Raw genomic sequence first — 25188 nt, 5'->3', positions numbered from 1 at the left:
ATTGATCAAATACGTGAGAATTGTAAGTGATAATTATAAAAGAATAAAGAGCACATACATATCATTTACAAATTTCTACTTGACCTTCCAGTTACTGGAACCCTTATCTAGGGAGCAGTACAAAACTGGAAGTAGTCAAATGAACAAGCAAATATCACATAATGAACAAACAGAAACATTCCGTTTTCAAGTGTCGGGCATGACCTGTGCAGGATGCGCGGGAAGGCTGCAACGTGTATTAGATGAAAGACCAGATATTATAACAGCACAGGTGAATTTTGCGTTAGGTTCCGGGGTTGTTTCTGCATTAATGGGAAAAATTGATCAATCGCGTATTTTTGCCGCGGTAAAAGAAGCAGGTTTTGAGGCGAGTGAGCCCTCTAAGAATACTATGCTTGATGATGGTAAGTCACTGAGTAAATTATATATCGACCTCGTTGTTTCAGTGATCTTAACTTTCCCTTTAGTATTACCGATGTTATTCCATCCGCTTAATATACATTGGCATTTGGATGCGTTTAACCAATTTTTATTAACGATCCCGGTACAGTTTTATATTGGCGCGCGTTTTTATAAGGGTGCGTGGATTGCATTAAAGCATGCACGTGGGACAATGGACTTACTTGTTGCATTGGGGACATCGGCCGCATTTGCTTTTAGTGTCGTTGTGACATTCTGGCCTGAAGTTATTGGAACAAGCGATTTATATTTTGAGACTTCGGCTGTTGTGATTACTTTGATTCTATTTGGGCGCATGTTGGAAGAAAAAGCACGCCGTGGTACCGCTAAAGCTCTAGAATCACTTATGTCTTTGGTTCCTGAAGAAGCCCTTCTTTTAAAAGACGGGAAAGAAATTCTTGTTGCAATTGATAGTCTAAAAGCTGGTGATGAGCTTGTTGTTAAACCTGGGCAAGCTATCCCTGTAGACGGCTTTGTACGTGAAGGTGTTGGAGAAGTTTCTGAAGCAATGCTCACCGGGGAACCAATGCCTGTATTAAAGCGAGTAGGGGATGCTGTAACAGGGGGCACGATTAACAATACAACTCGTCTTGTTGTTGAAGTTAGTCAAAAATCATCTTCTGGTCGTTTGGCTCAAATTATTGAGCTAGTTAGAAATGCTCAAGCGGGTCAAGCACCTGTCCAAAAATTGGTAGACAAAGTTGCGTCTGTGTTTGTACCAGTTGTTTTAGTTATCGCAGGATTGACCTTTTTCACTTGGTGGGGACTAAGTGAGAATATTGAACAGGCGATGTTAAGTACTGTTTCTGTATTAGTAATAGCTTGTCCTTGTGCGCTTGGTTTGGCAACCCCAACAGCGATTTTAGCTGGTACAGGTGCCGCCGCACGCGCGGGTATCTTATTTCGAGATGTGGATGCACTGCAGAAAATGACAAAAGTTAACCATTTGGTTTTTGATAAAACTGGAACGTTAACCATTGCTATGCCGAAAATTTCATCAGTAACTATCTTTGGCGAACAGTCAGAAAGTTTACTACTGAATTATGCTGCTTCCCTTCAAAAGGGGAGCGAGCATCCCATTGCACAAGCTTTTTTAAGCGCTGCAGATGATATGGAATTGCACCAGGTAAAAGAGGTGAAAGCAGTTCCTGGGCGAGGTGTAGAAGGAATTGTTGAGAACAAGAAAGTTTTGCTTGGAAATACAAAATTCCTAAATGAAGCAGGCGTTGATATTCCCTCAGACGGTACATCAGAAGTGATTGGTAGTTATTCTTTTCTTGTGATTGATGGGCAGTGTGAAGCTTTGTTTATTCTGGAAGATAAGCTTCGTGATGAAACACCGGAAGCAATTGTTATGCTTAAAGATTTAGGCATTCAAACTGATTTGGTATCAGGTGATCACCGTGATGTGGTAAAACATGTTGGGCAAGTTCTAGAGTTGGATCATTTGAAAGCCGAAATGACACCGGAAGGGAAGTTAAGCTATATTGACGATGTTAAAAGTCAGGGCCGTTTTGTCGCTATGGTTGGTGACGGTATCAATGATGCGCCTGCTTTGGCTAAAGCGGATGTGGGTATAGCCATGGGGCAAGGAACTGATATTGCCAAGGAAGCTGCTGCAGTGACATTATTACGTCCCGATCTACGTTTGATTTATTGGGCAAAGAAACTTTCTGAAGCTACGATGCGTAATATTAAACAGAATTTATTTTGGGCCTTTTTCTTTAATGGTTTAGGTATTCCGCTGGCAGCGGTGGGATATCTTAGTCCTATGATTGCAGGTGGGGCAATGGCTTTATCCAGCGTTTTCGTTGTCAGCAATGCCTGGTTATTGAGCCGTTGGCGGGTAAAGAGATAGGGGACGGATGATGATTATAGGTGAAGCTGCAAAATTATCCGGTATGTCAGCAAAAACAATCCGTTATTATGAAGATATCGGCCTTGTTACACCGACACGTGATCCACAATCTGGTTATCGGGATTATTCTGATAATGATGTGCATGTATTGAAGTTTTTACATCGGGCACGTGATTTAGGTTTTTCAGTAAAGCAATGTCGAGAATTATTATCTTTATATGAAGATAGGGATCGTGCCAGTTCAGATGTAAAGGCGATAGCGAAATCCCATCTGGAAGATATCGGGCGTAAAATTGAAGAATTACAAGAAATGGAAAATACCTTGAAACATTTAGTGAGTTGTTGCCAAGGGGATGATCGGCCTGATTGCCCCATTTTATCTGGTCTTGCAGGTAAGGATAGCTAAGAATGAGCCGTAACCTGCCTGTCTTGATCGCCATTGTCGCCGTTATTGGATTACTATCTGTTTATTTCAATTCTCTGTCTGAGCAGGAAGAACAATTTACGATTAGTTATAAGGACCGTGAAGCAGTGCGTGCGGGCCGTATATTATATGCAGATAATTGTGCTAGCTGTCACGGTAAACGTTTAGAAGGTGAGCCAAATTGGCGCAGTCGTAATGCGGATGGAACACTGCCAGCCCCCCCTCATACGGAAGAGGGACATACATGGCATCATCCGGATTTTGCTCTATTTCAAACAGTAAAATATGGCGGACAATCAGATTCTTCTATTGGCTTTATAAGCAATATGCCCGCTTATGATGAGCTGTTAACGGATAAAGAAATTCATGATATCTTGGCCTTTATTAAAAGCAATTGGCCTGCCAATATTCAAGCGGGACATGATGCGATGAACAAACGCATTATGGAGCAATAAAATGTACAGGGAACTTGAACTATGAAACGCGGTGTGGAACTTCTGTTAAAAGAGGCAAATGAAGTAATTGAAACTCTGTCGGCGGAAGACGTAAAGGCGGTTATGACAGATGAGGATGTTCAATTGATTGATATCCGTGATATCCGTGAATTGTGGCGAGAAGGTAAAATACCTGGGGCCTATCACGCGCCACGCGGTATGTTAGAATTTTGGGTTGATCCAGACAGTCCCTATTTTAAAGAAATATTTGGTAGTGGCAAAAAGCTCATTTTTTATTGCGCAGCCGGGGCTAGATCCGCATTAAGCACATATACTTTGCATAATATGGGGCTCGAACCCATAGCCCATTTAGGCGGCGGTTTTGGAGGCTGGAAACAAGCAGGATATCCAATTGAGGAAGTTGAGCAAAAGTGATGTTTGAAAAGGAGTTCGATTGAGCTCCTTTTTTATGGCTGAAGGGGATATATAGACAAACATATATACTAAAATTGTAAAGTTTTATATCGATAAAATCTCATTATTAACTTAAGTTAATAGATTTTGTCGATTACTGAAATAAAGATAACTCGTTTCACCAAATTAAATTTTGAAGCTATGTTTTTCTCAAGACAACGAGGTAACAATCACCAAAATGAAAATTCAGTCAAGGAGATAGACCAATGAGAAACCAAGTATCCGTAGCTTCTAAAATCGCAAATCGCAATGAAACCTTCTATTTTGCGCGTGCTTCTCGTTAAGAAGCCAAATTTATAAATTAACGATCTAACAGGAGATTAAAGATGAGAAATACAGTTCCAGAAGTTACTTTCAAAACACGTGTTCGTAATGAAGCTTTAGGTGGTGAGAATCCGTTTGAATGGCGCGATCTAACTTCAAGCGAAATCTTCACAAATAAAAACGTTGTTTTGTTTGCCTTGCCGGGTGCTTTCACACCTACATGTTCTTCCACTCACTTACCGCGTTACGAAGCACTTTATGAAGAGTTGAAAGCACAAGGTGTTGATGAGGTTATTTGCTTATCTGTCAATGATGCCTTTGTGATGTACCAATGGGGATTAAAATTAGGTCGCAAAAACGTATTTATGTTACCAGATGGTAACGGTGAATTTTCTCGTAAAATGGGCATGTTGGTCGATAAATCAAATCTTGGTTTTGGCATGCGTAGCTGGCGTTATTCCATGTATGTGGAAAATGGTGAAATCAAGCAATTGTTCAGTGAACCGGAATATGGTGACAACTGCCCAATCGATCCGTTTGACGTGTCTGATGCAGATACAATGTTGAATTACTTGAAGAGCCGCTAGGAATTAAAAAAGAGCTTCCATCTGGGAGCTCTTTTATTGCCTTGGCCATCTTTTATGAACCCAGAACCATTGCCCGGGATTTTCTCTGATCCAACCTTCCATTGTTTTATTGATTTCTGTCAGTAAGGTCAGAGTGTCGGCTTTCATATCACCTGTATTGGGTTTTTCCATCGGGGGATTGATAATAACTTTAAAACGCGATCCCGGAAGACGGATCAATTGAGTAGGAATGATCGGGCAATCAAATCGTAATGCGAGTTCCGCAGGGGCCGTTGCCGTCATACAGTCCTCACCAAAGAAAGGCACTGGGATACCTTCGTTTAGCTTTTGATCTACCAGCATTCCTAGTGGTGCGCCTTTTTTGAAATGGATAAACAATTGCTTGGCGCCTTTACGACCTTTCGGGATCAAGGTGCCTGTAAATTTACCACGGATTTTGCGAATTAACTTATCTACATAGGGATTTGATGCATGGCGATAGACATTGGTTAGATATACATTGTGAAGTGCTGCTACAATTGTTGCGACTTCCCAATTTGCCATATGAGCAGAAAAGATAATGAAGCGCTCACCGCTATCACGCGCGGCGATTAAATGTTCTGCACCTTCAATAAGGATACGTGGGTTTTCACCTTTATCTGTAAAGGTATCCACTTGCATATATTCACCTGCACCACGACCTAGATTATCCCAAACTTCACGCGCTATTTTTTCACGCTCTTTCGGGCTCTTTTCAGGAAAAGCCATTTCCAGATTTCTAAGCGCTGTTTTATGTGCGCTCATATACGGTCCAATGATGCGAAAGATAAAGGCGCCAAAGGCAGCTGCAATTGTGACAGGTACAAAACGCAACAGATAATAAAAGGCATAGACGAACACGGCTTGACGGTGATAGATCAGCCATCTCTTAATCTGTCTATGTCTTTCGCTTGTATGGGCCATAAGGCTTTTAAATCTTTGTTAGTTTTTCTTTTAGATAGGTTTTGACGTCTTCAGGCCTATCCCACTGAAGCATAATGGGCAAGCATTGAATACGTTCCTGCCATATTTTTGGTAGTTTTACCCAATCTTTTTCGGTTGTAATTAAAGGAATATTCAGTTCATTTGCTTTCTCTCCCAACATAGTTAACTCACCTTCGGTATAGGGATGGTGATCGGGATATTCGATAAGCTCGATTACTTCAATATCCAATTGGGTAAGGGTATCTTTAAATTTCTCTGGGCGTCCAATGCCACAAAAAGCAATCACTTTTTCAGGTTTATGATCAAGTTGTGGTTGGATATTTGCCTGAAATTGATGTTTTATTTGTTTAAGGGCTGGAAGATCATATTTGGGTTCTCCGATCATGACTAACGCATTTGTCCGAAGTAGGGCACGATCTAGAGGTTCGCGTAAAGGACCTGCTGGAAAGACTTTTTGATTTCCCAACATAACGCCACCATCTATGACAATAAACGAAATATCTTTTTTCAATGTTGGATTTTGAAACCCATCATCCATAAGGATAAGATTATAACCTTCTTTGGCTATGTAACTCGCCCCTGTTTTTCGATCATGACAAACAACTACAGGCATATGATGAGCCATCATAAATGGTTCATCACCAGCTTGCTGAGGTGTGTCGTTTTGTACATCAACCAATTTCGGGCCATCTATCGTTCCACCATAGCCACGCGTTAATACACATGGTTTGAAACCCATATCGGTCAATAAGTGATAAAGGTTTTGTGTCAGCGGTGTTTTACCTGCGCCACCCATCGTATAGTTCCCAATACAGATAACTGTTAAAGGCGCATTAAACGGCATGGTCGATATCATCCGATATCCTGTGATTGCACTGTAGAGCTTGGCAATTGGCGTCAAGATCTTCGCAATCATACTGGGTTTAGGATTGTTCCAGAAGGCAGGTGCTTTCATTTAAACTGCCTCTTTGTGGTCAGATAGGTGCGTTAACACCATATTCTTTACACGCTTTAAAATAGACTTGCTCCGACTGCCCGCCCATTTTTTTGCATTTTCTTTCAGAGAAGATGCGCGATTAGATTTCACCAAGAGTTTCGAAATTGTCTTTGTTAGATCTTCATCATTCTTAACTTGTTTAATTGCTTTATCTTCTAACATTGCCTTGGTAATTGACGCGAAGTTGCTCATATCAGGGCCGACAATAATCGCAGTATCCAAAAGGGCAGGTTCAATTGGGTTATGTCCACCAATTTTCCCAGAGAAACTACCGCCCATAATTACGATATCAGAGAGTGCATAAAATAAACCTAGCTCACCCAATGTATCGGCAAGGTAAATGTCAGTAGATACCTCAATGTCTTCATTTTTGCTACGGCATGCAGCCTTCAATTTACTATTGGTGATGATATCGAAAACTTCTGCGCCGCGTTGAGGATGGCGTGGGACGATAATCAGCAGGGGCTTTTGCTCTATGGTTGATGCGTAACTTTTATAGCAATCTAAAAGGCGTTGTTCTTCTGTAGGATGTGTACTCGCAGCTACAATAATCTTACGCTTACCAATTATTTTTTTTAGAGATTTATATTCAATTTGATCATAACTCAGCGGTTGTGCAGCTAGCTTCATATTGCCTGGTAATAAAACTTCACGATCTTTCGCTAACTTCACCAGTTTATCTCTGTCTTTACTACTTTGTGCTGAGAGAGTAGTGAAGCAAGAAAGTAAAGTTTGGATGGATTTTGGATGTTCCGACCAACGTTTGAAGCTTTTCTCAGACATACGTGCATTTAACAGGATTGCAGGAATTTGACGAGACTTGATCTCTCTTAGATGATTGGGCCAAAACTCAGATTCTAGCCACAATACTAAATCCGGTTTCCAGTAGTTTAGGAAACGATTTACAAAAACTGGACTGTCTAGAGGGGCAAATTGATGAATAACGTTTTTAGGTAACTTATTTTTGGCAATTTCTGCGGAGGTTACTGTTCCACTGGTGACCAATAATGTGATATCAGGGTTTTCAGTATTTATTTTATCCAAAAGGCTTAAGGTAGAAATAAGCTCCCCCACGCTTGCTGCGTGAAGCCATATGAGTTTCCCTGTTGGGCGTTCTTGACTTGCATGTCCATATCTTTCTGACAGGCGTGTTTTATCTTCTTTATCTTTTTTTATGCGTTTTTTGAGATAAAACGGGATTAAGGGAGTTAAAAGGTAACTCGCTAATTTATATGAAGGGAATGTGATTTGTGGAATATCAATCATAGAAGAATTTCCTGCGGTATTAGGAAGCGCGTTTCTTGTTCTTTGGTATTTCATTGGGATCTGCGGCCTCAATAGGTTCATGTCCCATCATGATATCTAGTTCATTTGTCGCTTTTGTTAATTCATCTTCTAAATATTGCTTATATGCAATTGTTTCTTCATCAGTTGCATCTTTGGAGATACCATCGAGTTCACGCCACATCAACACACCTTCATTGAATGGTTTAGGTAGAATGAAACGATCCCATGTTTTTAATATTTTACGTTTTTTTACTGAGTAAGCTAAGAGAGATACAGGCGCGCCTGTTTTCTTTGCAATAACGACCGGCCCATCTTTCATACGCATACGTGGGCCACGTGGACCATCAGGTGTCAAACCAATAAAGATGCCTCTCTTTGCAGTTTTTATGCATTGCAATAAGGCTGCAGCGCCGCCTTTACTAGAGGAACCGAAAATACCGCCCATTCCTAGATGTGCGAGTGTCGCAGAAACAAAACGCCCATCAGGATGTCCAGATACTAAAAGTGAAATCGGATGTTTCCGCGCATCCCAACCAAAACCTACCAGAGCAATACGGTTATGCCATTGCAAGACAATTCCGGTATCATGTTTTTTTGCGAAACGGTCTCTTTCTTCAAAGCCAATAAAGGTCCATCTCGTTGTCAGATAAACAAACCGAATATAAACACTTAATAACCAAGCAATAATAGCGTGGCCAGCTTTTGAACGGACTATTGGTTTGGTGACTGTCGAAAGGCGCATAAATTTTTCCAAATATTAAGCCGTTGCGTTTTCTAATTCACGTTCTAAAGAAATGACATTTTCAGATGTTTTTTGCATTTCATGTAGTTTGCTGTAAAGGCCGTTTAGTTTAAGTAATTCGTTGTGACTACCTTCTTCAACAACGCTTCCTTTTTCCAAGACATAAATCTTATCAGCATTAACGATCGTTGAAAGACGATGGGCAATGACAATAGTTGTTCTACCTTCCATCAAATGTTCAAGGGCTGATTGCACATTTCGTTCGGATTCTGTGTCCAATGCGGACGTCGCCTCATCAAGCAACAGAATAGGGGCGTTTTTCAACATAGCCCGTGCAATAGAAATGCGTTGGCGTTGGCCACCAGATAGCTTTATCCCCATCTCCCCAACCATCGTGTCATAACCATTTGGTAAGTTTAGGATGAAATCATGTGCCGAAGCTGCTGTTGCTGCTGTATAAAGCTCTTCATCCGATGCATCTGGTTTGCCATGTAGGATGTTGTTCTTGATCGTGTCGTTAAATAAACCTGTTTCCTGTGACACTAAGCCAAGTTTATCGCGTAAGCTTCTTAACGTCAGATCTTTTACATTGTTCCCGAAAATTAGAACTTCACCTGATTGAGTATCATAAAATCTTGGAATGAGATTTAAAATAGTGGATTTCCCTGCGCCACTTGGTCCAACGAGAGCAACGGTTTGACCTGATTTGGCTGTTAACGATAGTTTTGATAGAATCTTTTCATTATCCAAGGTATAAGTGAAGTCCACATTTCGAAGTTCAATATCACCCTCATTTAAAATAAGATCTTTTGCATTTGGTGCATCAATAATTGTTGGATTATGATCTATAACTTCAAAGATGCGCTCAGCAGCACCCATACCCACTTGGATAGATGACCAAAGGTTAGTCAAACTTCGAACGGGTTGATAAGCCAGAAGGGCTGCAGAAATAAAGGCCATAAATTCGCCTTGTGTAAGTTCCTGGATAAAAACCATGTAGGCGCCGATACCAATTACAACAGCAATCAAGATGCCAGCCATTGAATCGACAATAGAAGTGGCCAAAACACGTGTTAATATTGCCTTGTAGAATAGCTTTTTACTGCGCAAGAAAACAGTCTCACCACGATTGTTTTCAAATTCTTCCCGTGTATACGCTTTGACTTGTCTTAAATTCTTAAAACTATCATCAAGAATTGATGTGATTTCAGCGACTTCTTGTTGGTTTTGACGTGATATTTTACGTAATCTTTTTCCTACTTTCTGAACTGGAATTAGGACGGCAGGAAAAAAGATGAAGGCAAAAATTGCTAGAAACCAATTCGAATAAAACATAGCACCAATCAAACCAATGACAGTGAAGATGTCTTTACCACCTATCATTACTTGTTCGATACCTTGACGTAATGTCACCACGTCAGAAGTAAACTTGCTTAGTTGTCGTGCTGTTCCTTGATCATGAAGAAACTGTAAATCTGATTTCAAAATCGAGGAAAGCATATGCTTTTGCATCTGATGGATGCATGAGAGAGATGCTGACGTCAAAAAATGGCTTTGCCCGTATGATGCGATACCACGGATCACAAATACACCTGCAAAGGTTGCCATAATAATTGGGATAAGTTCCTGACGTTTGTTGCCAAATAACTCATCAAAAATAGGTTCCATTAGAAGAGCGCTGCCAGATGTGCTTGCCGCAGTAAAGACGCTACAAATTAGGGCAAAAACTAACTTACCCTTGTGATGACTCAAGTAATCACGCCAAATACGTTTGTAGAAATTAGGCTTTTTAATAGACGCTTTTGTCACAATAATCTTCTAATTTGTCTGTATAAAATCAAGGTTTAAACTCTTACCCTGTCACAGGAAAATAAGCAATTCTTTACTGCTTGTTTCATAGAGGCTTTCAAAGGAATTTATATAGTTTCGAGATGGGAAAACAAAAGGTGACGAGAAAATATTTTCAATTTTCCTGAAAACGGCCCGATTATTGCTTTTAATGTGCTAGATAAAAGAATTTTATATGTCTGGGAAGAAAATTCCCTATACCGATATTGGGCACATGAACGATGTCGGGCCGGAGGAAATTATGCGTAAAAGCAGATTGAATATTAAAAAGCTGATGTCATCCAAAATTGTTGCGACGGCTCTATTAGGCATAGTGTTATCGGGCTGCGTGACAGGTACTGCATCTCGAGAAGATAAAATGGCCAATGGAGCTGCTTTAGGTGCTTTGGTCGGCGGTTTCGCTATGTATAACATTGTTGGTAGTGGTGGCAATTATGTTTGGCTAATGACTTTGCTTGGCGGTGCAGCCGGTGGTGGTGCAGGTTATCTCATTATGGATGAAGTAACGGCGCATGATCGTCAGGAAATGGAAGGTACAATATATCGTGCCTTAACAGAAGGTGAAACTGGTCAAACAATGACCTGGCAAGCAGCAGATCAGGAAATGATGGGGCATTTCACACCTGTGCGTACCTTTATGAATGGTACAGGACAAATTTGTAGAGACCTAATGGCAGAAACAGTTGTCGATGGTGAAAAAAGATACGGAACACAAACAATGTGCAAGAATGGCGCTGGACATTGGGTCGCGACATAGTCTGTTGAACGTTCAAAAAAAAGCCCAGAAGATAAACTTCTGGGCTTTTTTGTTCACTAGGTGATTTTGTTATGCACGCTCTAGGCACATAGCAACACCTTGACCACCTCCAATACAAAGTGTCGCAAGGCCTTTCTTGGCATCACGTTTTTCCATTTCATGAAGTAGTGTTACCAAAATACGGCAGCCAGATGCGCCAATTGGATGACCTATTGCAATTGCACCACCGTTTACGTTTACAATATCTGTATTCCAACCCATACCTTTATTCACAGATAAGGATTGAGCGGCAAAAGCTTCGTTGGATTCAATGAGTTCAAGATCGTCTACAGACCAACCTGCTTTTTCCAAGGCTTTTGTAGAAGCTGGAATTGGGCCTGTTCCCATAATGGCCGGATCCACACCTGCCGTTGCCCAACTTTTGATAGTTGCCAAAGGTTTTAAACCGCGTTTTTTGGCCTCTTCCTTGGACATGAGGACAGTTACCGCAGCGCCATCATTGATACCAGATGCATTGCCCGCAGTAACACTACCTTCTTTATCAAATGCAGGGCGAAGGCCGGATAATTTTTCTGAAGTTACACCAGCTTTTGGATATTCATCCGCATCAAAGACAATATCGCCTTTGCGGGATTTAATGGTCACCGGGGTGATTTCATCTTTAAATTTACCTTCCTTTTGTGCCGCTTCCGCTTTGTTTTGGGAAGCAGCTGCAAAAGCATCTTGATCTTCACGACTGATTTGGAACTTTTCAGCAATATTCTCGGCTGTATTGCCCATGTGATAACCGTTGAATGCACACCACAATCCATCCTTGATCATGGTGTCGATAAATTTCATATCGCCCATTTTCTGTCCATTACGCAAATTTGCTGCATGGGCAGACATACTCATATTTTCCTGACCGCCTGCAACGACGATATTGCTATCACCTGCTTTTATGGCTTGATAGCCTAATGCAAGCGTTCGTAAGCCGGAACCACATACCTGGTTAATCACATAGGCTGTGCTTTCTTCGGGAATACCAGCTTCCATCGCTGCAATACGTGCCGGATTTTGTCCTTGTGCAGCGGTTAAGATTTGCCCCATGATGACTTCATCAACATCAGCAGGATCAACTTTAGCACGGTTTAATGCTTCTTTGATAACAGTTGCTCCAAGCGTGGATGCAGGAACATTTGCTAAAGTTCCACCGAAAGAACCTACTGGTGTACGTGTTGCGGATACGATAACTACTTCAGTCATTCTTAACTCCAAGATAGTGACTTAATCGTCTTGTTATTATGTTAAAAAATATGTTATTGCTGCAATGCAATATGCGCATAATATAGTTATCTATTTGTTACAGAACAATAGGATTTCGAAAAATTCGAGTGTGAGATTATCGTGGTAAGGCTTTTATGAATTCTATAATGGGTTCCCAAACTAGCTTTTCTGCACGACTAGCACTCATCATACCTATATGACCTAAGGATGGTTTTAATGTAATGTTAAGGGGAAGAGTGTTAGCTAATGCTAGGGCGGATTCAGGGGGGACAATACGGTCGGTTATTGGGATAATACATAGGCTTGGTCGATCAAAATGTTGCGGTTGCACAATTTTGCCGTTGAGTAACCAGTTTTCTTTTGCTGGCGTATTTTCTTGATACCAATCAAACAAACATTCTTTTGCTGTTGGACCCGCAAGGGGGACGCCATCATTTAGCCAATCTTCCAAGGCAACAAAGCTTAAAGCTTGCTCACTCTGTTCCTCTAATTGCGAAAATTTAGTAAATTTTTTAAGGGATAACATCGGATCAAGCAGGCCAAAACATAATTGTAATGTGTCGGTTGGCAGTTGCCCAAATGCGTTAATTTGCTGTTCCATTAAAGGGAATGCAGGAGATAACATAGCTTTTTGTTTGCCGCCATCTGCGTTGAAATCCCAAGGTGTAGCAAGTGCTATAAGTGAATGGACTAATTCAGGAAATATAGAGGCGAGGCCTGTTGCCAATGTACCTCCCATACAATAACCAAGTATAATTGGCTCTTTTCCAGTTTTCTCAATTAAATGCTGGCAAATCCTAGTTAAGCGTAGAATATAGTCCTCTAAATTAAATTGTTTTTCCGCTGCATCTGGGTGATTCCAATTCACTAAATAAGTTGGATAGCCGTTTTCCGTTAAATATCTGGCAAAACTTCGTTTTGCTTCTAGATCAAAAATGTATCCGCGATTGATCAAAGAAGGGATGAGAAGGATTGGGCGGTCATTCTCTAAACTATCCTTCAGTGATGTATAGTCATGCAAACAAGTGTTTCCTTCACGCCATATGGCAGGTAAATCATTGATCTTTCTAGTATAAGGATGTGCACGATAAGTTTCGATACCCGTTAGATAATCGTTGAATTGTCTATTGGTTTCTGAGTCTAGCTCGGAAAATAAATCAGGTATGTCCTGTTGCGAATAATTTGTTTGGAAGGTTGTCGCTAGGTTTTCAGCTTTTTCTGCTAGTGTTGGATGGAATAGGGTCTGCCTCATATTCGGCGATTTGGCTAGCAAGCTCGTTAATGCGACGGGTGAGCTCATCAACCATTGCAGCGTGCTGCTCAGGTGAAAGCTGATTGGACGAGGCCCCAGACGCTTCGCCGGTCCGGGATGGAAATGTTGGATCGCTTTTGGCTTCTGAGGGGGGGGTTGTATCTTGTTTTGCGGCATCTGGTACAGGCATCCCCATAGCTTTAAACATGGCTTCCCCATATCCCAGAGTTTCGGGATCTTGAGACATCAGGCTCATTTGTTCTTGCCAAAGAGCTAATAATCGACGGGTGATAGATTGCATGTCATCTTCTGTTTTCATTTAGGTGAGTATATGTATATTTTGCTGATTTTCTACTTAATTTGTCACGATAAAATTTTATGCATGAAGCTTTATGGGGTAAAAAACATCTATAATCTAAAATAAACGTTGGACAGTTGTTAGGCTATGCAGCAAAATATTAAGCACGCGCACCATAAAATATGTTGCGTCGCGGGAAGATAACAAAGAATAGCTCTTTAATACTATGTTTATCAAAGAGTTCTAATAAAAAGAAAAAAGGGAATGTTATGGGTGCACAGCAAAAAGGTGATAGCCCAATCATCATTAAGAAATATGCAAACCGCCGTTTGTATAATACTGCTACGAGTAGCTATGTGACATTAGAGCATCTTTGCGAAATGGTGAAGCAAGGTGTTGAATTTACTGTCCATGATGCGAAATCAGGTGACGATATTACACGATCTGTTTTGACGCAGATTATTGTAGAAGAAGAATCAAAGGGAGGGCAGAATTTATTGCCGATCCGCTTCTTGCGTCAGCTTATTTCCTATTATGGGGAAGGAATTCCGCAATCTGTGTTGCCGAATTATCTTGAAATGGCGATGGAAAATTACGCTCAAAATCAAGAGAAGATGCAGAATTATCTAGCGGAAAATATGAATAGCGTTTTCCCATTTGGTAATTTTGAAGAAATCGGACGTCAAAATATGGCGATGTTTGAGCAAGCCATGAATATGTTCACGTCATTTGCCGGAAATGAACAAAATGTTGTAGCTTCGAAAGCAGAGCCTATGAAAGAACCTGAAGCTTCAAAGGCTGATGCTGAGGAAACAGAAAATCCGGTGGATATGTTGAATGATCTACAGAAGCAGCTTTTAGAAATGCAGGAAAAGCTCGCAAATATTGAAAAGAAGTAAAAATCTCTTTAGATTCTGAATTAATGAATATCTTCTTGATCTGCTCTTTTTAGCATTGATTAAGAAGATATTCTTTTTTAAATGCTATTTTTAAAGATTTTTACACAGGCATATTAAATGAGTGACATGGTGCAAACAGACGCAACATCTGAAGAAGAAAAAGCCCTTATTATTGTCGTCGGGAATGAGAAAGGTGGCTCAGGAAAATCGACCACAGTAATGCATCTCATTGCCGCGATGATGCGCGGTGGTTATACAGTTGCTGCGCTTGATTTGGATGCACGACAAGGGACGTTACATCGTTATCTGGAAAACCGCAAAGCGACGATGGCACGTAAAGGCGTATTACTTCCGATGCCGGAAGTTGATGCGATTTTACCGAGTAAGAATCCCTCCGTAGAGATGGCCAAAGCTGAAGATGAGGCTGCTGTAAATGCTGCGGTTGAACGTTTAAGTTCTGAAAATGACGTCTTGATCATTGATACACCCGGGAGTGATAGTTTTTTAAGCCGGGCAGGGCATTCTTATGCGGATGTACTTATTACTCCTTTGAATGACAGTTTTGTGGATTTGGACGTGCTTGCCCATGTTGACCCGGAAACTTTGCAGGTGTCAGAGTTAAGCCAATATGCCCAAATGGTGTTTGAGCAAAAAATGACGCGTGCCAAACGGACGGGATCAAATAAAACCTTTAAATGGGTTGTTTTACGTAACCGTTTGGGACAACTGGATTCTCGTAACCAGAAAGCGATGGATAAGGCGATTACAGGCTTGGCAAAACGTGTAGGATTTGATCTTGTACCAGGGTTTTCAGAACGTGTAATTTTTCGTGAATTATTCTTAGAAGGGTTAACATTGCTTGACCTTCGAGGAAGTGGGTTACAACGTCGAATGAGTATGACACATATTGCAGCCCGTCAGGAAGTTCGTAATATGATACAAGCAATTGGCTTACCCGTCTGGAAAGACGATAGCAAAGACTGATAACTAGGGCCTACCAATGTTTTATCTGATTTTGGGTACCGTAATATTAGCAGCAATATTAATATTGCTGAACACATTTGCTCATAGTCAGCCTGCCAATATTTTACGTGCGGGACGCATTTTATTTGTCGTGATTATCTTAGCATTAGCCGGCTTTTTCGTCATGCGCGGTGGTTTGCAATTTCTTTGGTTAGCAGCGCTTGCCGTCATCCCATGGATTAATCGTGTTAAGATGGTGATCGCCTTTGGTCGTTTGTATCGCCATTATCGAAACAAACGTAAAAACGGCACTGATTCAAATGATGATTCAAGTATGATGACACGTACTGATGCTTTAAAAATTCTTGATCTTGAAGAAGGGGCTAGTGACGAAGAGATAAAAAAAGCTCATCGTCAATTGATGCAAAAGCATCACCCAGATCAAGGTGGGGATCCCGAAAAAGCTTCTTTGATCAATCAAGCCAAAGATATTCTTCTGGATAAATGATCCTATTTAAAGCTTTTAGGGAAACGGCTTTTTATAAAAGCGTGAAGCACACGTGTCGCTCTGCTTTTATTAAATGTCTTTGGGTGCAGGAAGGCTTCAACCCAGAAGCCTTCTACCATCGCGTAAATACCTGATGCACTGTCTCTGGCATATTCCAGATTTTCTCCCTGTGCCTCTGCCAAATTAAGGCAAAGATTATTCAACATTGCTGTATATTGTTTGTCTCTTGTCCCACAGAGTTCCAGATATTCTGGATGACTATTTGCTTCGGCGCGAAAAGCATACCAAACCGAAAGCATATCCGATTTTAAAACCTGATTGCTCAGATCATTTTTAAGAACAGACATCAATTGCGAGGCAGGTTTTGATCCACCTTTGATCAATGCGGCGCGCCAAAAAGTCTCGTAATTATTGGCCAGACGAGTAAGCGCAGCCTGAAAAAGAACTTCTTTTGAGCTGAAATGCAAATTTATCATTCCACGAGAGAGACCTGATATTGCTTGAATCGTGCTCACAGTCGTACCTGCATATCCATGTTCTGCAATTGATTTGATCGTCGCATCAATTCAAAAGATCACGATGATGTGCTTTCTTTTTATCGCGGACACTCGTTTGTTTTACAGGTTTTGCACGTGTTTTTTTTGTTTTTGTGTTTTTTGCGTCTGCTGCCGTCATTCTAAGATTTTCCGTTTTCTGCGATTTGCAGATTGATAAATTACCTTTATTTGCTTAATTTTCAACATTTAAAAAATGAACGTACATACATTTTTATTGTGTTTTTAATTATGTTCATGTAGGCCTAGGGCAGCAGGGGGTAGAAAAGAGCTATTCCACAGAGAAAAAGTAAGTAAAAAATTAGAGGATATTGATTATGGTTCGTGTAGATAAGGAAAATGAAGCGCGTCGAAATCGTCGTGGCGGCGGTGGTCGTTCTGGCCGTTTAGCGATGCGCGAAGCTGGTCCTGCACAAAGACCTGTACGTGCTGGTTTACCGGGAGGGCGTTACAAACCGTTAACAGATCGAGATCTTGATATGATTAATGAAGCGGCTTTGGATATTCTCGAAACCTTGGGTATTGGTGAACCAACAGCCGAAGCAATCGAAATTGCTTTGGCAAATGGTGCACATTTGAATGAACATAATAGAATTTGCTTTCCAAGAAGCATCGTTGAGGAGGCTCTAAAAAAATCTGCAAGCTCATACACTGTACATAGTCGTGATCCACAACATGACAATCTGATCGTGGGACATAACCATGTGAATTATGTTACGAGCGGCGAGGCTGTCACCGTTTATAATGCGAAAGAAAAGAACTTTCGCCCCTCCGCATTAAAGGACCTATATGATTTTTGCCGCGTGACGGATACGCTGGAAAATATTCATGGCTTTGGGCAAACAGTTGTCCCGACGGAACTGGATGATCCGTATGAACATGATATCAATGTGGCTTATGCTATTGTATCAGGGACGCAAAAACCTGCGGAAATGACTTTCGTTGATGTAAAGAATATCGACGCGGTGGTTGAGATGTTTGATATGGTTGCAGGTGGTGTCGGTAAGTTTAAAGAAAAACCATTTGCGACTTTTGGCGGCTGTCCGATTGTTTCCCCTTTACGTTTTGGAGAAGATAATCTGGAAGTGCTGATCGCCAGTTCCAAACGTGACCTCATCAGTGATATTGCGATTGCACCCCAAGCAGGGGCGACAGCACCTGCGCATCTTGCAGGGACCTTGGCACAAGTAACCGCAGAAGGATTGTCCTGTCTTTGCATGGTTAATATGATTGCACCGGGCACGCCGATGTCCTTCGCGATCTGGCCGTTTGTTTCTGATTTGCGGTCAGGATCATTTTCAGGGGGTAGCGGCGAAGAAGCTGTATTAATGGCGGCTGCGGCACAGATCGGGGGATATTATAATTTACCCGTAACCGTTGCTGCTTCCATGACCGATGCGAAGATGCCTGATGCACAAGCGGGGTATGAAAAAGGAATTGCATCGGTATTAGCAGGCATGGCAGGTGCCAATCGTGTATTGGAATCCGCAGGCATGCTGGGTAGTTTGATGGCGTGTAGTTTTGAGGCTCTTTTGATTGATAACGATATGTTGGGTCAAGCGCAGCGCGCCATTCGTGGGATCGAAGTTAATGAGCAGACTTTGAGCGTAGAAACGATCAAAGAAGCTTGTTTAGGGGCTGGTCATTTTCTTGGTCATCCCAAAACTTTGGAATGTATGGAAACAGAATATCTCTACCCAAAAATCGCTGACCGCCAACCTTTTGGGCAATGGGTGGAAGAAGGATCAAAATCTATTCTGGATGTTGCAATTGTTAGAGCTGAAGAAGTGCTGGCGACACATTTCCCAACACATATAAGCGAAGAGCTTGATGATGCAATTCGCGCTAAATTTCCTATTAAATTGGATAGGTCAGACATGAAGCCAAAGGTATAAAATGAAAACACCTCACTAAACTTTGATGAGCAGATTTTATGTTGGCTCTTTTTCTTTTGGGAATGGGTCTTGTTTCTGAACGTGTAAAAGCGGATAATGCTGCCGCTATGACCATTGTAATACCTGAAAGAGATAGAGAACGCTTCCGTAAAGTTGTCTTGGTAATGAAGACGGCAACGGTAGAAGGGGAAAAGGCGGCTGCAGAACAAGCAGCGTTACGCCTTGCTAAACAATGGGATATGACCTTGGAAGAGGCGATTGCCGAAACCCATCCTGAACTAGATGATGGTAAGGTTAATGAGTCTGAACAGGCAGCGCGTCGTCAATCTGCTGTTGATGCATGGGCATCTGGTACTTTGCGTATGATGCGTGGTAATGAAGCACGTGAGAAATACGAGTTTCAGATGGCTGCACAAGCTGCACGTGAACGTGGCATGAAAGAAGAAATGCCTGTGAACCAGCCTAAGTCCGGTAACATAAAGATCACACGAACCTTTCATAGCAGCTATAAGCCTACCAAAGCGGATCATGAACGTTTAATCGGGGCGTTGTTAAAGGAAGGTCATAACCTTCGTAAAACTGCTATTTTGGCAGACGCGACTAGCCAGCAAGTCGCGTCAGTTTATCTTAAAATGCGTGATGAAATTACAGCTGCACGTAAGCAAAATGCAATGAAGCAAAAACGAGCAGCTAATCGTCGTGGTGGTCGCCGCTAGGTAATTTGATCGTCTAGCGTGACTTTTTTTCCATCATTGATAAATCCAGCTGCAATTTTTCTCCCATCCAAATTGGATGATCACGGTGATCTGCTAATTCATCGCCAGATTGCGGATGTAAAAAGACAACTAAATCTTTTCGATTAAACATCAACCATTTGGTGATATCCGCAAAATCTTTATGATGAAATGCGACTTGAAAGCTCCATCTTGGATGTGGCCCAACATTTCGCTCCCAAAAGCGACCCATATCGATATCAGGCCATTTTTTTTCGATCTGCTCACGAATGGACCAAGCAATATCTTTGGTCGCCTCATCAAAATAGATATGAGCATGATAATGATACATGGATGTATCGCGTAAAATTTTTACAGTATTGGCGTTATCTTCATTCATGACTGAATTTCCTATTGCTGTATCCGTGTTTCTAATTTTGCTAGGAAATGCTTTATTTACAAGTCAATCATCAGAAACTAATTGTTTCCGTTGCTTCTATTTGTTTTTTAAACTGTATTCAGGATGCCAATTACCAGGATCGATATTTGAAAACAAACCTGTCTTTACACCTGATAAAACTTCTATGGAAAGTGTGTTGATATAGGGTGTTTTTTGGAAGGGATTAAAAAACAAATCTCTTAGCCGAGCTGCAATTAGTGAGTCTGATTGGAAGAAGGGAGTGAGCCATCGGCTAGCCCATTGGTAGAAATGGACATGGTTTCTTCGATCTTTATCATAATTGATGATCGCGTCTTCAAGATTTGGAGCTGTATCCAGATGTTTCGAAAATACAAGTGCATCAGCCAACCCTAGATTGGCACCTTGCCCAAGTTGTGGGCTCGTATTATGGGCCGCATCCCCCATAAAAATAAGACGATCATTATAAAAACGTTTCAGAATAATGTCGTGATAAATTGCTCTGTTTAAGTCTGAATGATCATCAAATTCTGTAGCGAGTTTTCCTGCTTCTGGCCATAAATTCGCAACATGTCTTTGCCATTTATCGAAGGGCTCGTTATGCCACTGGTCAAAATTTTCATGTTTCAAACTATAGAAAAAAGCATAGGAGTTTTTCTGATCGGTTTCTGAGGCCTTACCCATAGGCATAACGCCAATCATTGTGTGTGCAAGATCATATCGTTGATGGAGATGTTGATAATTGAAATCTTGATTAGCTGTTGAAATACCCCAAACCGCACCATAAGGGTATTTTTTATTGAGCTTTATCTCGGCAAATTGATCTCGAACTTTAGATTTCATTCCAGATGCATCTATAACCAAATCGAAGGAATTGGTTATATCACCGAGAGAATTTTGAATGATTGGGCTTTTGGTTTTGTGCTTAATAGAGATAGCTTCAAAATCTTTAACAAGCTTGATTTTGCGTTTAACCACTTCATCATACAGTAAATGGAACAATGCTGATCTGTGGATACCTAATCCAAATAAGCGGGGACTTAAATTTTCGTAGGCGACATCCATCACTTTCCAGCCGTTGATGGTATGACCTTTTAAATGCGAAATTGGGGCACCAAGTCGCAGGGCCTTTTTATCAAGGCCCAGATTAGCAAGGCAAGCAAGCCCGGTTGGTTGCAATAACAGGCCGGAACCAAGAGGTTTCGGCCTGTCAAATTTTTCAAAGACAGTGACATCATGACCCGAACGGTCAAGATAAAGCGCAGAGGCCAATCCTGTTGTCCCTGCGCCTATTATCCCAATCTTATATCGTTTATCCCCCATGATTTCCTATCAGGATTAATGGGAAATCTTACGGTATTTAATACGATGTGGTTGATCCGCATCTGCACCTAGACGGCGTTTGCGGTCAGCTTCGTAATCTTCATAGTTCCCTTCGAACCACACAACCTGACTATCGCCTTCATAAGCCAAGATATGTGTCGCGATACGGTCAAGGAACCAGCGATCATGCGAGATCACCACTGCACAACCTGCGAAGTTTTCCAACGCTTCCTCTAGTGCGCGAAGTGTATCAACGTCCAAATCGTTGGTTGGCTCATCGAGTAGCAATACGTTGGATTCAGATTTAAGCATTTTTGCCAAATGTACACGGTTGCGCTCACCACCTGATAACATGCCAACTTTCTTTTGTTGGTCGCCACCTTTGAAGTTGAAGCTACCTACATAGGCGCGGCTTTGCATTTTGCGTTTGCCGAGTTCAATCACGTCCAAACCGTCTGAAATTTCTTCCCAAACGGTTTTATTGTCATCAAGACTGTCACGGGATTGATCCACGTAGCCAAGTTTTACTGTGTCACCAACTGTGAACTCACCTTCATCAGGTGTTTCATTGCCTGTGATCATACGGAATAGGGTTGATTTACCCGCACCGTTTGGACCAATGATACCAACAATACCACCACGTGGCAGATTAAATTCCATGCCTTCAAAAAGAAGTTTGTCGCCAAAGGCTTTCTTTACTGCATCCGCTTTGATCACGATATCGCCTAAACGTGGACCTGGTGGAATCTGGATTTGAGCCACACCAACTTCTTTGTGGTTCTCTTGCTCCAACAGTTTTTCATATGCCTGGATACGCGCTTTGGATTTTGCCTGACGGGCTTTCGGACTGGAAGACACCCATTCACGTTCGCGTGCCAATACTTTAGCACGTGCAGCATCTTCTTTGCCTTCTTGTTCCATGCGTTTTTGTTTCTGTTCCAACCAAGCGGAATAGTTGCCTTCGTAAGGAATGCCTGTGCCGCGGTCTAATTCAAGAATCCAGCCTGTTACGTTATCAAGGAAGTAGCGATCGTGAGTTACCATAACTACGGTACCTGTATAATCCGCCAAGAAACGTTGTAGCCACGCTACAGATTCTGCATCCAAGTGGTTGGTTGGCTCATCAAGAAGAAGCATGTCAGGCTTGGAAAGCAATAAGCGACACAAGGCAACACGACGTTTTTCACCGCCAGAAAGCTTATCAACAGCCCAATCACCTGGAGGGCAACGAAGTGCGTCCATCGCAATATCAACAACACGGTCCAAGTCCCACGCGTCAGCTGCATCGATTTTTTCTTGCAACTCAGCTTGCTCACCGATCAATGTCATCATCTCATCATCATCGGTCACTTCGCCCAATTTCATGGATACTTCGTTGAAACGGTCAAGAACATCTTTAATCTCACCCATTGCATCCATAACGTTCTCATGAACTGTTTTAGATTCGTCCAGATGTGGTTCTTGTTCTAGGTAACCAATTTTTAAACCTTCAGCAGGTTCAGCATCGCCATTATAGTCTTTGTCGATGCCGGCCATGATTTTCAAGAGGGTGGATTTACCCGCACCGTTGTAACCTAAAACACCGATTTTTGCGCCCGGTAGGAAAGACAGGGTGATGCCTTTGAAAACTTCTTTGCCGCCTGAATAGGCTTTAGAGAGGTTGTGCATGCGGTAAACATATTGATTGGCAGCCATGGCTGGCAGTCTCCTCATAATTTTTTTCTATTGAAATATCTATTGCGGTTTCTAGCTTATCCCTGCGTTACTGTCCATGCTTTGTAAGCTTTTTCGTCTCATAAAAATTATAAACTTCGCTTGATCTATCTTGTATTGTTTTTATGATTATTTATATCCTCAATAGTCGGGGGGCCGGATTTAAGAAAGAAAAGAGCCAGACATGCGTCAAAGACAAGCAAAATTCGCCATTGGAGATTCTGTAGAGCATAAAATTTATGGATTTCGCGGAGTTGTTTTTGATGTGGATCCAGAATTCGATAATACAGAAGAATGGTGGCAATCCATCCCGGCAGATGTGCGACCAAGTAAAGACCAGCCATTCTATCACCTGTTTGCGGTACAATCTGATAATAGCAATCCTTATATTGCCTATGTTTCTGAACAGAATTTAACTGCAGCTAATCCCGAAGACCCAATTGATCATCCGGGAATCGGTGAATATTTCGCAGGTCAACAAGGGAATGGACAATATATACCTAACAATTCCGTTGTGAATTAAATCATTTATCCTTAGCCGTTAAGTTGGTTATAAAAATCCATAGATATTAAGAATACAGACAGAGGAGCAGTTCCTATGCTTTCCAAAGAAGATAATTATGATCTGCTTTATGAAAAGTTTACCTGGGATATTCCGGAGTTTTATAATATCGGCGTGGATATTTGTGATCGTCAAAACCTAGAAGACACCGCCCTAATTTTTGATCAGGGCGAGGCAGGTATTGATTATTATAGCTTTGGTGATTTCAAAAAGCTTTCAAATAAACTGGCTAATGCCTTGGCTGCACAGGGAATTGAAAAAGGGGATCGAATAGGCATTCTTTTGCCACAGCGCCCAGAAACTGTTGTCTCACATATTGCCACATATAAAAGTGGCTGCATTGCCGTGCCCTTATTTGTTTTGTTTGGACCGGAGGCAATTGAATATCGTGCTAAGGCTGGCGGGTTGAAGGTTATCGTTACTGATCAAGTTGGGTTGGAAAAGCTCAACGAAATTCGTGAAAGCTTACCGGATCTTAAACTGGTGATCTCTGTAGATGGTCCAGCAGAAGGTGCTATTGACTGGCAATGCTTTATCAAGAAAGAAAGTGAAGCTTTCACATCTGTGAATACGAAAGCTGATGATCCAGCCTTGATTATCTTTACTTCTGGTACAACAGGTCAGCCCAAAGGGGCTTTACATGCGCATCGCACATTATTAGGCCATTTACCTTGTGTTGAATCCGCGCATAGCTTCTTTCCCCAAGAAGGGGATGTGTCTTGGACTCCTGCGGATTGGGCATGGATTGGCGGTTTGTTAGATGTATTACTGCCAAGCTTGCATCATGGCGTACCTGTAGTGGCTTATCGGGCCAAAAAGTTTGATCCTGAAGATACTTTCGCCCTATTAGCGCGTCACAAAATCCGCAATGTTTTCTTTCCACCAACAGCACTAAAACTAATGCGTAATGTGGAAAAGCCTCAATCCCGTCATGATTATTCTGTGCGTTCCATCATCAGTGGCGGGGAATCTATGGGGGCTGAATTACTACAATGGGGGCGTGATACATTTGGTCTGACTATTGCCGAAATTTATGGGCAAACGGAATGCAATCTTGTGGTCAGTGGCAATAGTCACGCATTACCTGTAAATCCGGGATTTATTGGCAAGCCTGTACCGGGGCATCAAGTTGAAATCATTGATGATAATGGCAATGTTGTGCCGCCAGAAACGGAAGGGAATATTGCAGTAAAGAGCCCTGATCCGGTCATGTTTCTTGGCTATTGGAATAACCCAGAGGCAACCAAAGGCAAGTTCATAGGTGAATGGCTGATTACAGGTGATACAGGATTTAAAGATAAGCAGGGATATGTGAAATTTATCGGACGGGATGATGATGTGATTACCACATCTGGTTATCGCGTCGGTCCCGGAGAAATTGAAGATTGTCTTTTGAAGCATCCATCCGTGAAAATGGTCGGTGTTGTTGGCATTCCTGACCCTATCCGAACCGAACGCATAAAGGCTTTCATCATTCTACAAGATCAAGTTGCTGGTAGTGATGACCTCAAAGACGAGATAAATCAATTTGTACGCCAAAGATTAGCTGCGCATGAATCACCGCGTGAAATTGCCTTTGTCAAAGAATTACCTATGACGACAACGGGTAAAATTATGCGTCGAGAATTACGTGCGATCGGATAGGTAATAAACGAAAGTTGATCTGCAAATATCCTCGTGAAAATAACTACGTCTTTTACGCTTTTCCTATCGAGGAAAATGGATATAGT

At 41.7% G+C, this 25188-nt stretch carries 25 protein-coding genes; 13 read left to right on the top strand and 12 right to left on the bottom strand.

The features are described from left to right. Positions 1 to 139 precede the first annotated feature (139 nt). The 5 genes from E1160_RS13725 to E1160_RS13705 all read left to right on the top strand — a co-directional run bounded on the left by E1160_RS13725 (position 140) and on the right by E1160_RS13705 (position 4500). Entirely contained in the window at positions 140 to 2317 is a 2178-nt protein-coding gene (locus E1160_RS13725; protein WP_155156126.1) for a heavy metal translocating P-type ATPase, read from the top strand. 7 nt (positions 2318 to 2324) lie between these two features. Continuing rightward, positions 2325 to 2723, top strand: coding sequence for a Cu(I)-responsive transcriptional regulator (cueR, locus tag E1160_RS13720; protein WP_235914152.1), 399 nt, complete (start codon positions 2325 to 2327; stop codon positions 2721 to 2723). Positions 2724 to 2725: 2 nt separating this feature from the next. Then, complete coding sequence (locus E1160_RS13715; protein WP_155156124.1) at positions 2726 to 3196, top strand: c-type cytochrome; 471 nt, start codon at positions 2726 to 2728, stop codon at positions 3194 to 3196. Positions 3197 to 3217: 21 nt separating this feature from the next. Beyond that, positions 3218 to 3610 (top strand): rhodanese-like domain-containing protein, encoded by a 393-nt coding sequence (locus E1160_RS13710; RefSeq protein WP_155156122.1) that lies wholly within the window; start codon positions 3218 to 3220, stop codon positions 3608 to 3610. 365 nt (positions 3611 to 3975) lie between these two features. Continuing rightward, positions 3976 to 4500 carry a peroxiredoxin gene (locus E1160_RS13705; protein ID WP_155156120.1) on the top strand — a complete coding sequence of 175 codons (525 nt, stop codon included), beginning with the start codon at positions 3976 to 3978 and terminating at the stop codon, positions 4498 to 4500. A gap of 33 nt (positions 4501 to 4533) precedes the next feature. Here E1160_RS13705 and E1160_RS13700 read toward each other — a convergent pair whose 3' ends face one another. From E1160_RS13700 to E1160_RS13680, 5 genes are read right to left on the bottom strand one after another with little or no spacing between them, the layout of a single operon-like run. Then, positions 4534 to 5442 (bottom strand): lysophospholipid acyltransferase family protein, encoded by a 909-nt coding sequence (locus tag E1160_RS13700; RefSeq protein ID WP_155156118.1) that lies wholly within the window; start codon positions 5440 to 5442, stop codon positions 4534 to 4536. A gap of 7 nt (positions 5443 to 5449) precedes the next feature. Then, positions 5450 to 6418, bottom strand: coding sequence for a tetraacyldisaccharide 4'-kinase (lpxK, locus tag E1160_RS13695; protein WP_155156116.1), 969 nt, complete (start codon positions 6416 to 6418; stop codon positions 5450 to 5452). Continuing rightward, on the bottom strand, positions 6419 to 7726 hold the full coding sequence (locus E1160_RS13690; protein WP_218048905.1) for a 3-deoxy-D-manno-octulosonic acid transferase: 1308 nt from the start codon (positions 7724 to 7726) through the stop codon (positions 6419 to 6421). It lies immediately after the preceding gene. A gap of 19 nt (positions 7727 to 7745) precedes the next feature. Beyond that, positions 7746 to 8489, bottom strand: coding sequence for a lysophospholipid acyltransferase family protein (locus E1160_RS13685; RefSeq protein WP_155156112.1), 744 nt, complete (start codon positions 8487 to 8489; stop codon positions 7746 to 7748). A 15-nt stretch (positions 8490 to 8504) separates the two neighbouring features. After that, complete coding sequence (locus tag E1160_RS13680; protein ID WP_155156110.1) at positions 8505 to 10298, bottom strand: ABC transporter ATP-binding protein; 1794 nt, start codon at positions 10296 to 10298, stop codon at positions 8505 to 8507. A gap of 214 nt (positions 10299 to 10512) precedes the next feature. On the opposite strand from E1160_RS13680, the gene E1160_RS13675 reads away from it, so the two are divergent. Further along, positions 10513 to 11094, top strand: coding sequence for a hypothetical protein (locus E1160_RS13675; RefSeq protein ID WP_155156108.1), 582 nt, complete (start codon positions 10513 to 10515; stop codon positions 11092 to 11094). A 69-nt stretch (positions 11095 to 11163) separates the two neighbouring features. On the opposite strand, the gene E1160_RS13670 is transcribed toward E1160_RS13675, so the two are convergent. The 3 genes from E1160_RS13670 to E1160_RS17180 form a co-directional block, all read right to left on the bottom strand. Then, the gene (locus E1160_RS13670; RefSeq protein WP_155156106.1) at positions 11164 to 12339 is read right to left on the bottom strand and encodes an acetyl-CoA C-acetyltransferase; all 1176 of its coding nucleotides are present in this window, start codon (positions 12337 to 12339) and stop codon (positions 11164 to 11166) included. Between the two features lie 136 nt (positions 12340 to 12475). Continuing rightward, on the bottom strand, positions 12476 to 13612 hold the full coding sequence (locus E1160_RS13665; protein ID WP_218048904.1) for an alpha/beta fold hydrolase: 1137 nt from the start codon (positions 13610 to 13612) through the stop codon (positions 12476 to 12478). Further along, positions 13569 to 13913, bottom strand: coding sequence for a hypothetical protein (locus tag E1160_RS17180; protein WP_218048903.1), 345 nt, complete (start codon positions 13911 to 13913; stop codon positions 13569 to 13571). Before E1160_RS17180 ends, E1160_RS13665 begins: the two co-directional genes overlap by 44 nt. A gap of 266 nt (positions 13914 to 14179) precedes the next feature. On the opposite strand from E1160_RS17180, the gene phaR reads away from it, so the two are divergent. The 3 genes from phaR (at position 14180) to E1160_RS13650 (ending at position 16280) form a co-directional block, all read left to right on the top strand. Beyond that, positions 14180 to 14809, top strand: a complete 630-nt coding sequence (phaR, locus tag E1160_RS13660) for a polyhydroxyalkanoate synthesis repressor PhaR (protein WP_155156102.1) — start codon at positions 14180 to 14182, stop codon at positions 14807 to 14809. Between the two features lie 117 nt (positions 14810 to 14926). Next, a complete protein-coding gene (locus tag E1160_RS13655) occupies positions 14927 to 15793 on the top strand; it encodes a division plane positioning ATPase MipZ (protein WP_155156100.1) in 867 nt (288 codons plus the stop codon). Between the two features lie 16 nt (positions 15794 to 15809). Then, positions 15810 to 16280 (top strand): J domain-containing protein, encoded by a 471-nt coding sequence (locus E1160_RS13650; RefSeq protein WP_155156098.1) that lies wholly within the window; start codon positions 15810 to 15812, stop codon positions 16278 to 16280. Between the two features lie 2 nt (positions 16281 to 16282). Here the strand turns inward: E1160_RS13650 and E1160_RS17320 are convergent, their stop codons facing one another. Then, the gene (locus tag E1160_RS17320; protein ID WP_155156096.1) at positions 16283 to 16795 is read right to left on the bottom strand and encodes a TetR family transcriptional regulator C-terminal domain-containing protein; all 513 of its coding nucleotides are present in this window, start codon (positions 16793 to 16795) and stop codon (positions 16283 to 16285) included. Between the two features lie 356 nt (positions 16796 to 17151). On the opposite strand from E1160_RS17320, the gene E1160_RS13640 reads away from it, so the two are divergent. Together E1160_RS13640 and E1160_RS13635 are read left to right on the top strand one after the other, a co-directional pair. Further along, the gene (locus E1160_RS13640; RefSeq protein WP_155156094.1) at positions 17152 to 18729 is read left to right on the top strand and encodes a trimethylamine methyltransferase family protein; all 1578 of its coding nucleotides are present in this window, start codon (positions 17152 to 17154) and stop codon (positions 18727 to 18729) included. 38 nt (positions 18730 to 18767) lie between these two features. After that, positions 18768 to 19445, top strand: a complete 678-nt coding sequence (locus E1160_RS13635; protein WP_155156093.1) for a hypothetical protein — start codon at positions 18768 to 18770, stop codon at positions 19443 to 19445. 13 nt (positions 19446 to 19458) lie between these two features. Here E1160_RS13635 and E1160_RS13630 read toward each other — a convergent pair whose 3' ends face one another. The 3 genes from E1160_RS13630 to ettA form a co-directional block, all read right to left on the bottom strand. Further along, on the bottom strand, positions 19459 to 19842 hold the full coding sequence (locus tag E1160_RS13630; protein WP_155156091.1) for a DOPA 4,5-dioxygenase family protein: 384 nt from the start codon (positions 19840 to 19842) through the stop codon (positions 19459 to 19461). A 96-nt stretch (positions 19843 to 19938) separates the two neighbouring features. Beyond that, positions 19939 to 21183, bottom strand: a complete 1245-nt coding sequence (locus tag E1160_RS13625) for an FAD-dependent oxidoreductase (RefSeq protein WP_155156089.1) — start codon at positions 21181 to 21183, stop codon at positions 19939 to 19941. Positions 21184 to 21198: 15 nt separating this feature from the next. Further along, a complete protein-coding gene (ettA, locus tag E1160_RS13620) occupies positions 21199 to 22878 on the bottom strand; it encodes an energy-dependent translational throttle protein EttA (RefSeq protein WP_155156087.1) in 1680 nt (559 codons plus the stop codon). A 202-nt stretch (positions 22879 to 23080) separates the two neighbouring features. Between ettA and hspQ the strand changes: the two genes are divergently transcribed. Both hspQ and E1160_RS13610 read left to right on the top strand, forming a co-directional pair. Continuing rightward, positions 23081 to 23419 (top strand): heat shock protein HspQ, encoded by a 339-nt coding sequence (gene hspQ / locus E1160_RS13615; protein WP_155156085.1) that lies wholly within the window; start codon positions 23081 to 23083, stop codon positions 23417 to 23419. A gap of 75 nt (positions 23420 to 23494) precedes the next feature. Continuing rightward, positions 23495 to 25102: an acyl-CoA synthetase gene (locus E1160_RS13610; protein WP_155156083.1), complete on the top strand. Its 1608-nt coding sequence runs from the start codon at positions 23495 to 23497 to the stop codon at positions 25100 to 25102. The last annotated feature ends 86 nt before the right edge of the window (positions 25103 to 25188 follow it).

The sequence above is a fragment of the Curvivirga aplysinae genome, from assembly GCF_009711445.1.
GTDB classification, from domain to species: domain Bacteria; phylum Pseudomonadota; class Alphaproteobacteria; order UBA8366; family Aestuariispiraceae; genus Curvivirga; species Curvivirga aplysinae.
This window is presented reverse-complemented; position numbering and strand designations above follow the sequence as displayed.

Bases quoted from the DNA above. Each gene is read 5' to 3' on its own strand.
- E1160_RS13725 (WP_155156126.1), top strand. From the start codon at position 140: ATGAACAAGCAAATATCACATAATGAACAAACAGAAACATTCCGTTTT.
- cueR (WP_235914152.1), top strand. From the start codon at position 2,325: ATGATGATTATAGGTGAAGCTGCAAAATTATCCGGTATGTCAGCAAAA.
- E1160_RS13715 (WP_155156124.1), top strand. From the start codon at position 2,726: ATGAGCCGTAACCTGCCTGTCTTGATCGCCATTGTCGCCGTTATTGGA.
- E1160_RS13710 (WP_155156122.1), top strand. From the start codon at position 3,218: ATGAAACGCGGTGTGGAACTTCTGTTAAAAGAGGCAAATGAAGTAATT.
- E1160_RS13705 (WP_155156120.1), top strand. From the start codon at position 3,976: ATGAGAAATACAGTTCCAGAAGTTACTTTCAAAACACGTGTTCGTAAT.
- E1160_RS13700 (WP_155156118.1), bottom strand. From the start codon at position 5,442: ATGGCCCATACAAGCGAAAGACATAGACAGATTAAGAGATGGCTGATC.
- lpxK (WP_155156116.1), bottom strand. From the start codon at position 6,418: ATGAAAGCACCTGCCTTCTGGAACAATCCTAAACCCAGTATGATTGCG.
- E1160_RS13690 (WP_218048905.1), bottom strand. From the start codon at position 7,726: ATGATTGATATTCCACAAATCACATTCCCTTCATATAAATTAGCGAGT.
- E1160_RS13685 (WP_155156112.1), bottom strand. From the start codon at position 8,489: ATGCGCCTTTCGACAGTCACCAAACCAATAGTCCGTTCAAAAGCTGGC.
- E1160_RS13675 (WP_155156108.1), top strand. From the start codon at position 10,513: ATGTCTGGGAAGAAAATTCCCTATACCGATATTGGGCACATGAACGAT.
- E1160_RS13670 (WP_155156106.1), bottom strand. From the start codon at position 12,339: ATGACTGAAGTAGTTATCGTATCCGCAACACGTACACCAGTAGGTTCT.
- E1160_RS13665 (WP_218048904.1), bottom strand. From the start codon at position 13,612: ATGAGGCAGACCCTATTCCATCCAACACTAGCAGAAAAAGCTGAAAAC.
- E1160_RS17180 (WP_218048903.1), bottom strand. From the start codon at position 13,913: ATGCAATCTATCACCCGTCGATTATTAGCTCTTTGGCAAGAACAAATG.
- phaR (WP_155156102.1), top strand. From the start codon at position 14,180: ATGGGTGCACAGCAAAAAGGTGATAGCCCAATCATCATTAAGAAATAT.
- E1160_RS13655 (WP_155156100.1), top strand. From the start codon at position 14,927: ATGAGTGACATGGTGCAAACAGACGCAACATCTGAAGAAGAAAAAGCC.
- E1160_RS13650 (WP_155156098.1), top strand. From the start codon at position 15,810: ATGTTTTATCTGATTTTGGGTACCGTAATATTAGCAGCAATATTAATA.
- E1160_RS13640 (WP_155156094.1), top strand. From the start codon at position 17,152: ATGGTTCGTGTAGATAAGGAAAATGAAGCGCGTCGAAATCGTCGTGGC.
- E1160_RS13635 (WP_155156093.1), top strand. From the start codon at position 18,768: ATGTTGGCTCTTTTTCTTTTGGGAATGGGTCTTGTTTCTGAACGTGTA.
- E1160_RS13630 (WP_155156091.1), bottom strand. From the start codon at position 19,842: ATGAATGAAGATAACGCCAATACTGTAAAAATTTTACGCGATACATCC.
- E1160_RS13625 (WP_155156089.1), bottom strand. From the start codon at position 21,183: ATGGGGGATAAACGATATAAGATTGGGATAATAGGCGCAGGGACAACA.
- ettA (WP_155156087.1), bottom strand. From the start codon at position 22,878: ATGGCTGCCAATCAATATGTTTACCGCATGCACAACCTCTCTAAAGCC.
- hspQ (WP_155156085.1), top strand. From the start codon at position 23,081: ATGCGTCAAAGACAAGCAAAATTCGCCATTGGAGATTCTGTAGAGCAT.
- E1160_RS13610 (WP_155156083.1), top strand. From the start codon at position 23,495: ATGCTTTCCAAAGAAGATAATTATGATCTGCTTTATGAAAAGTTTACC.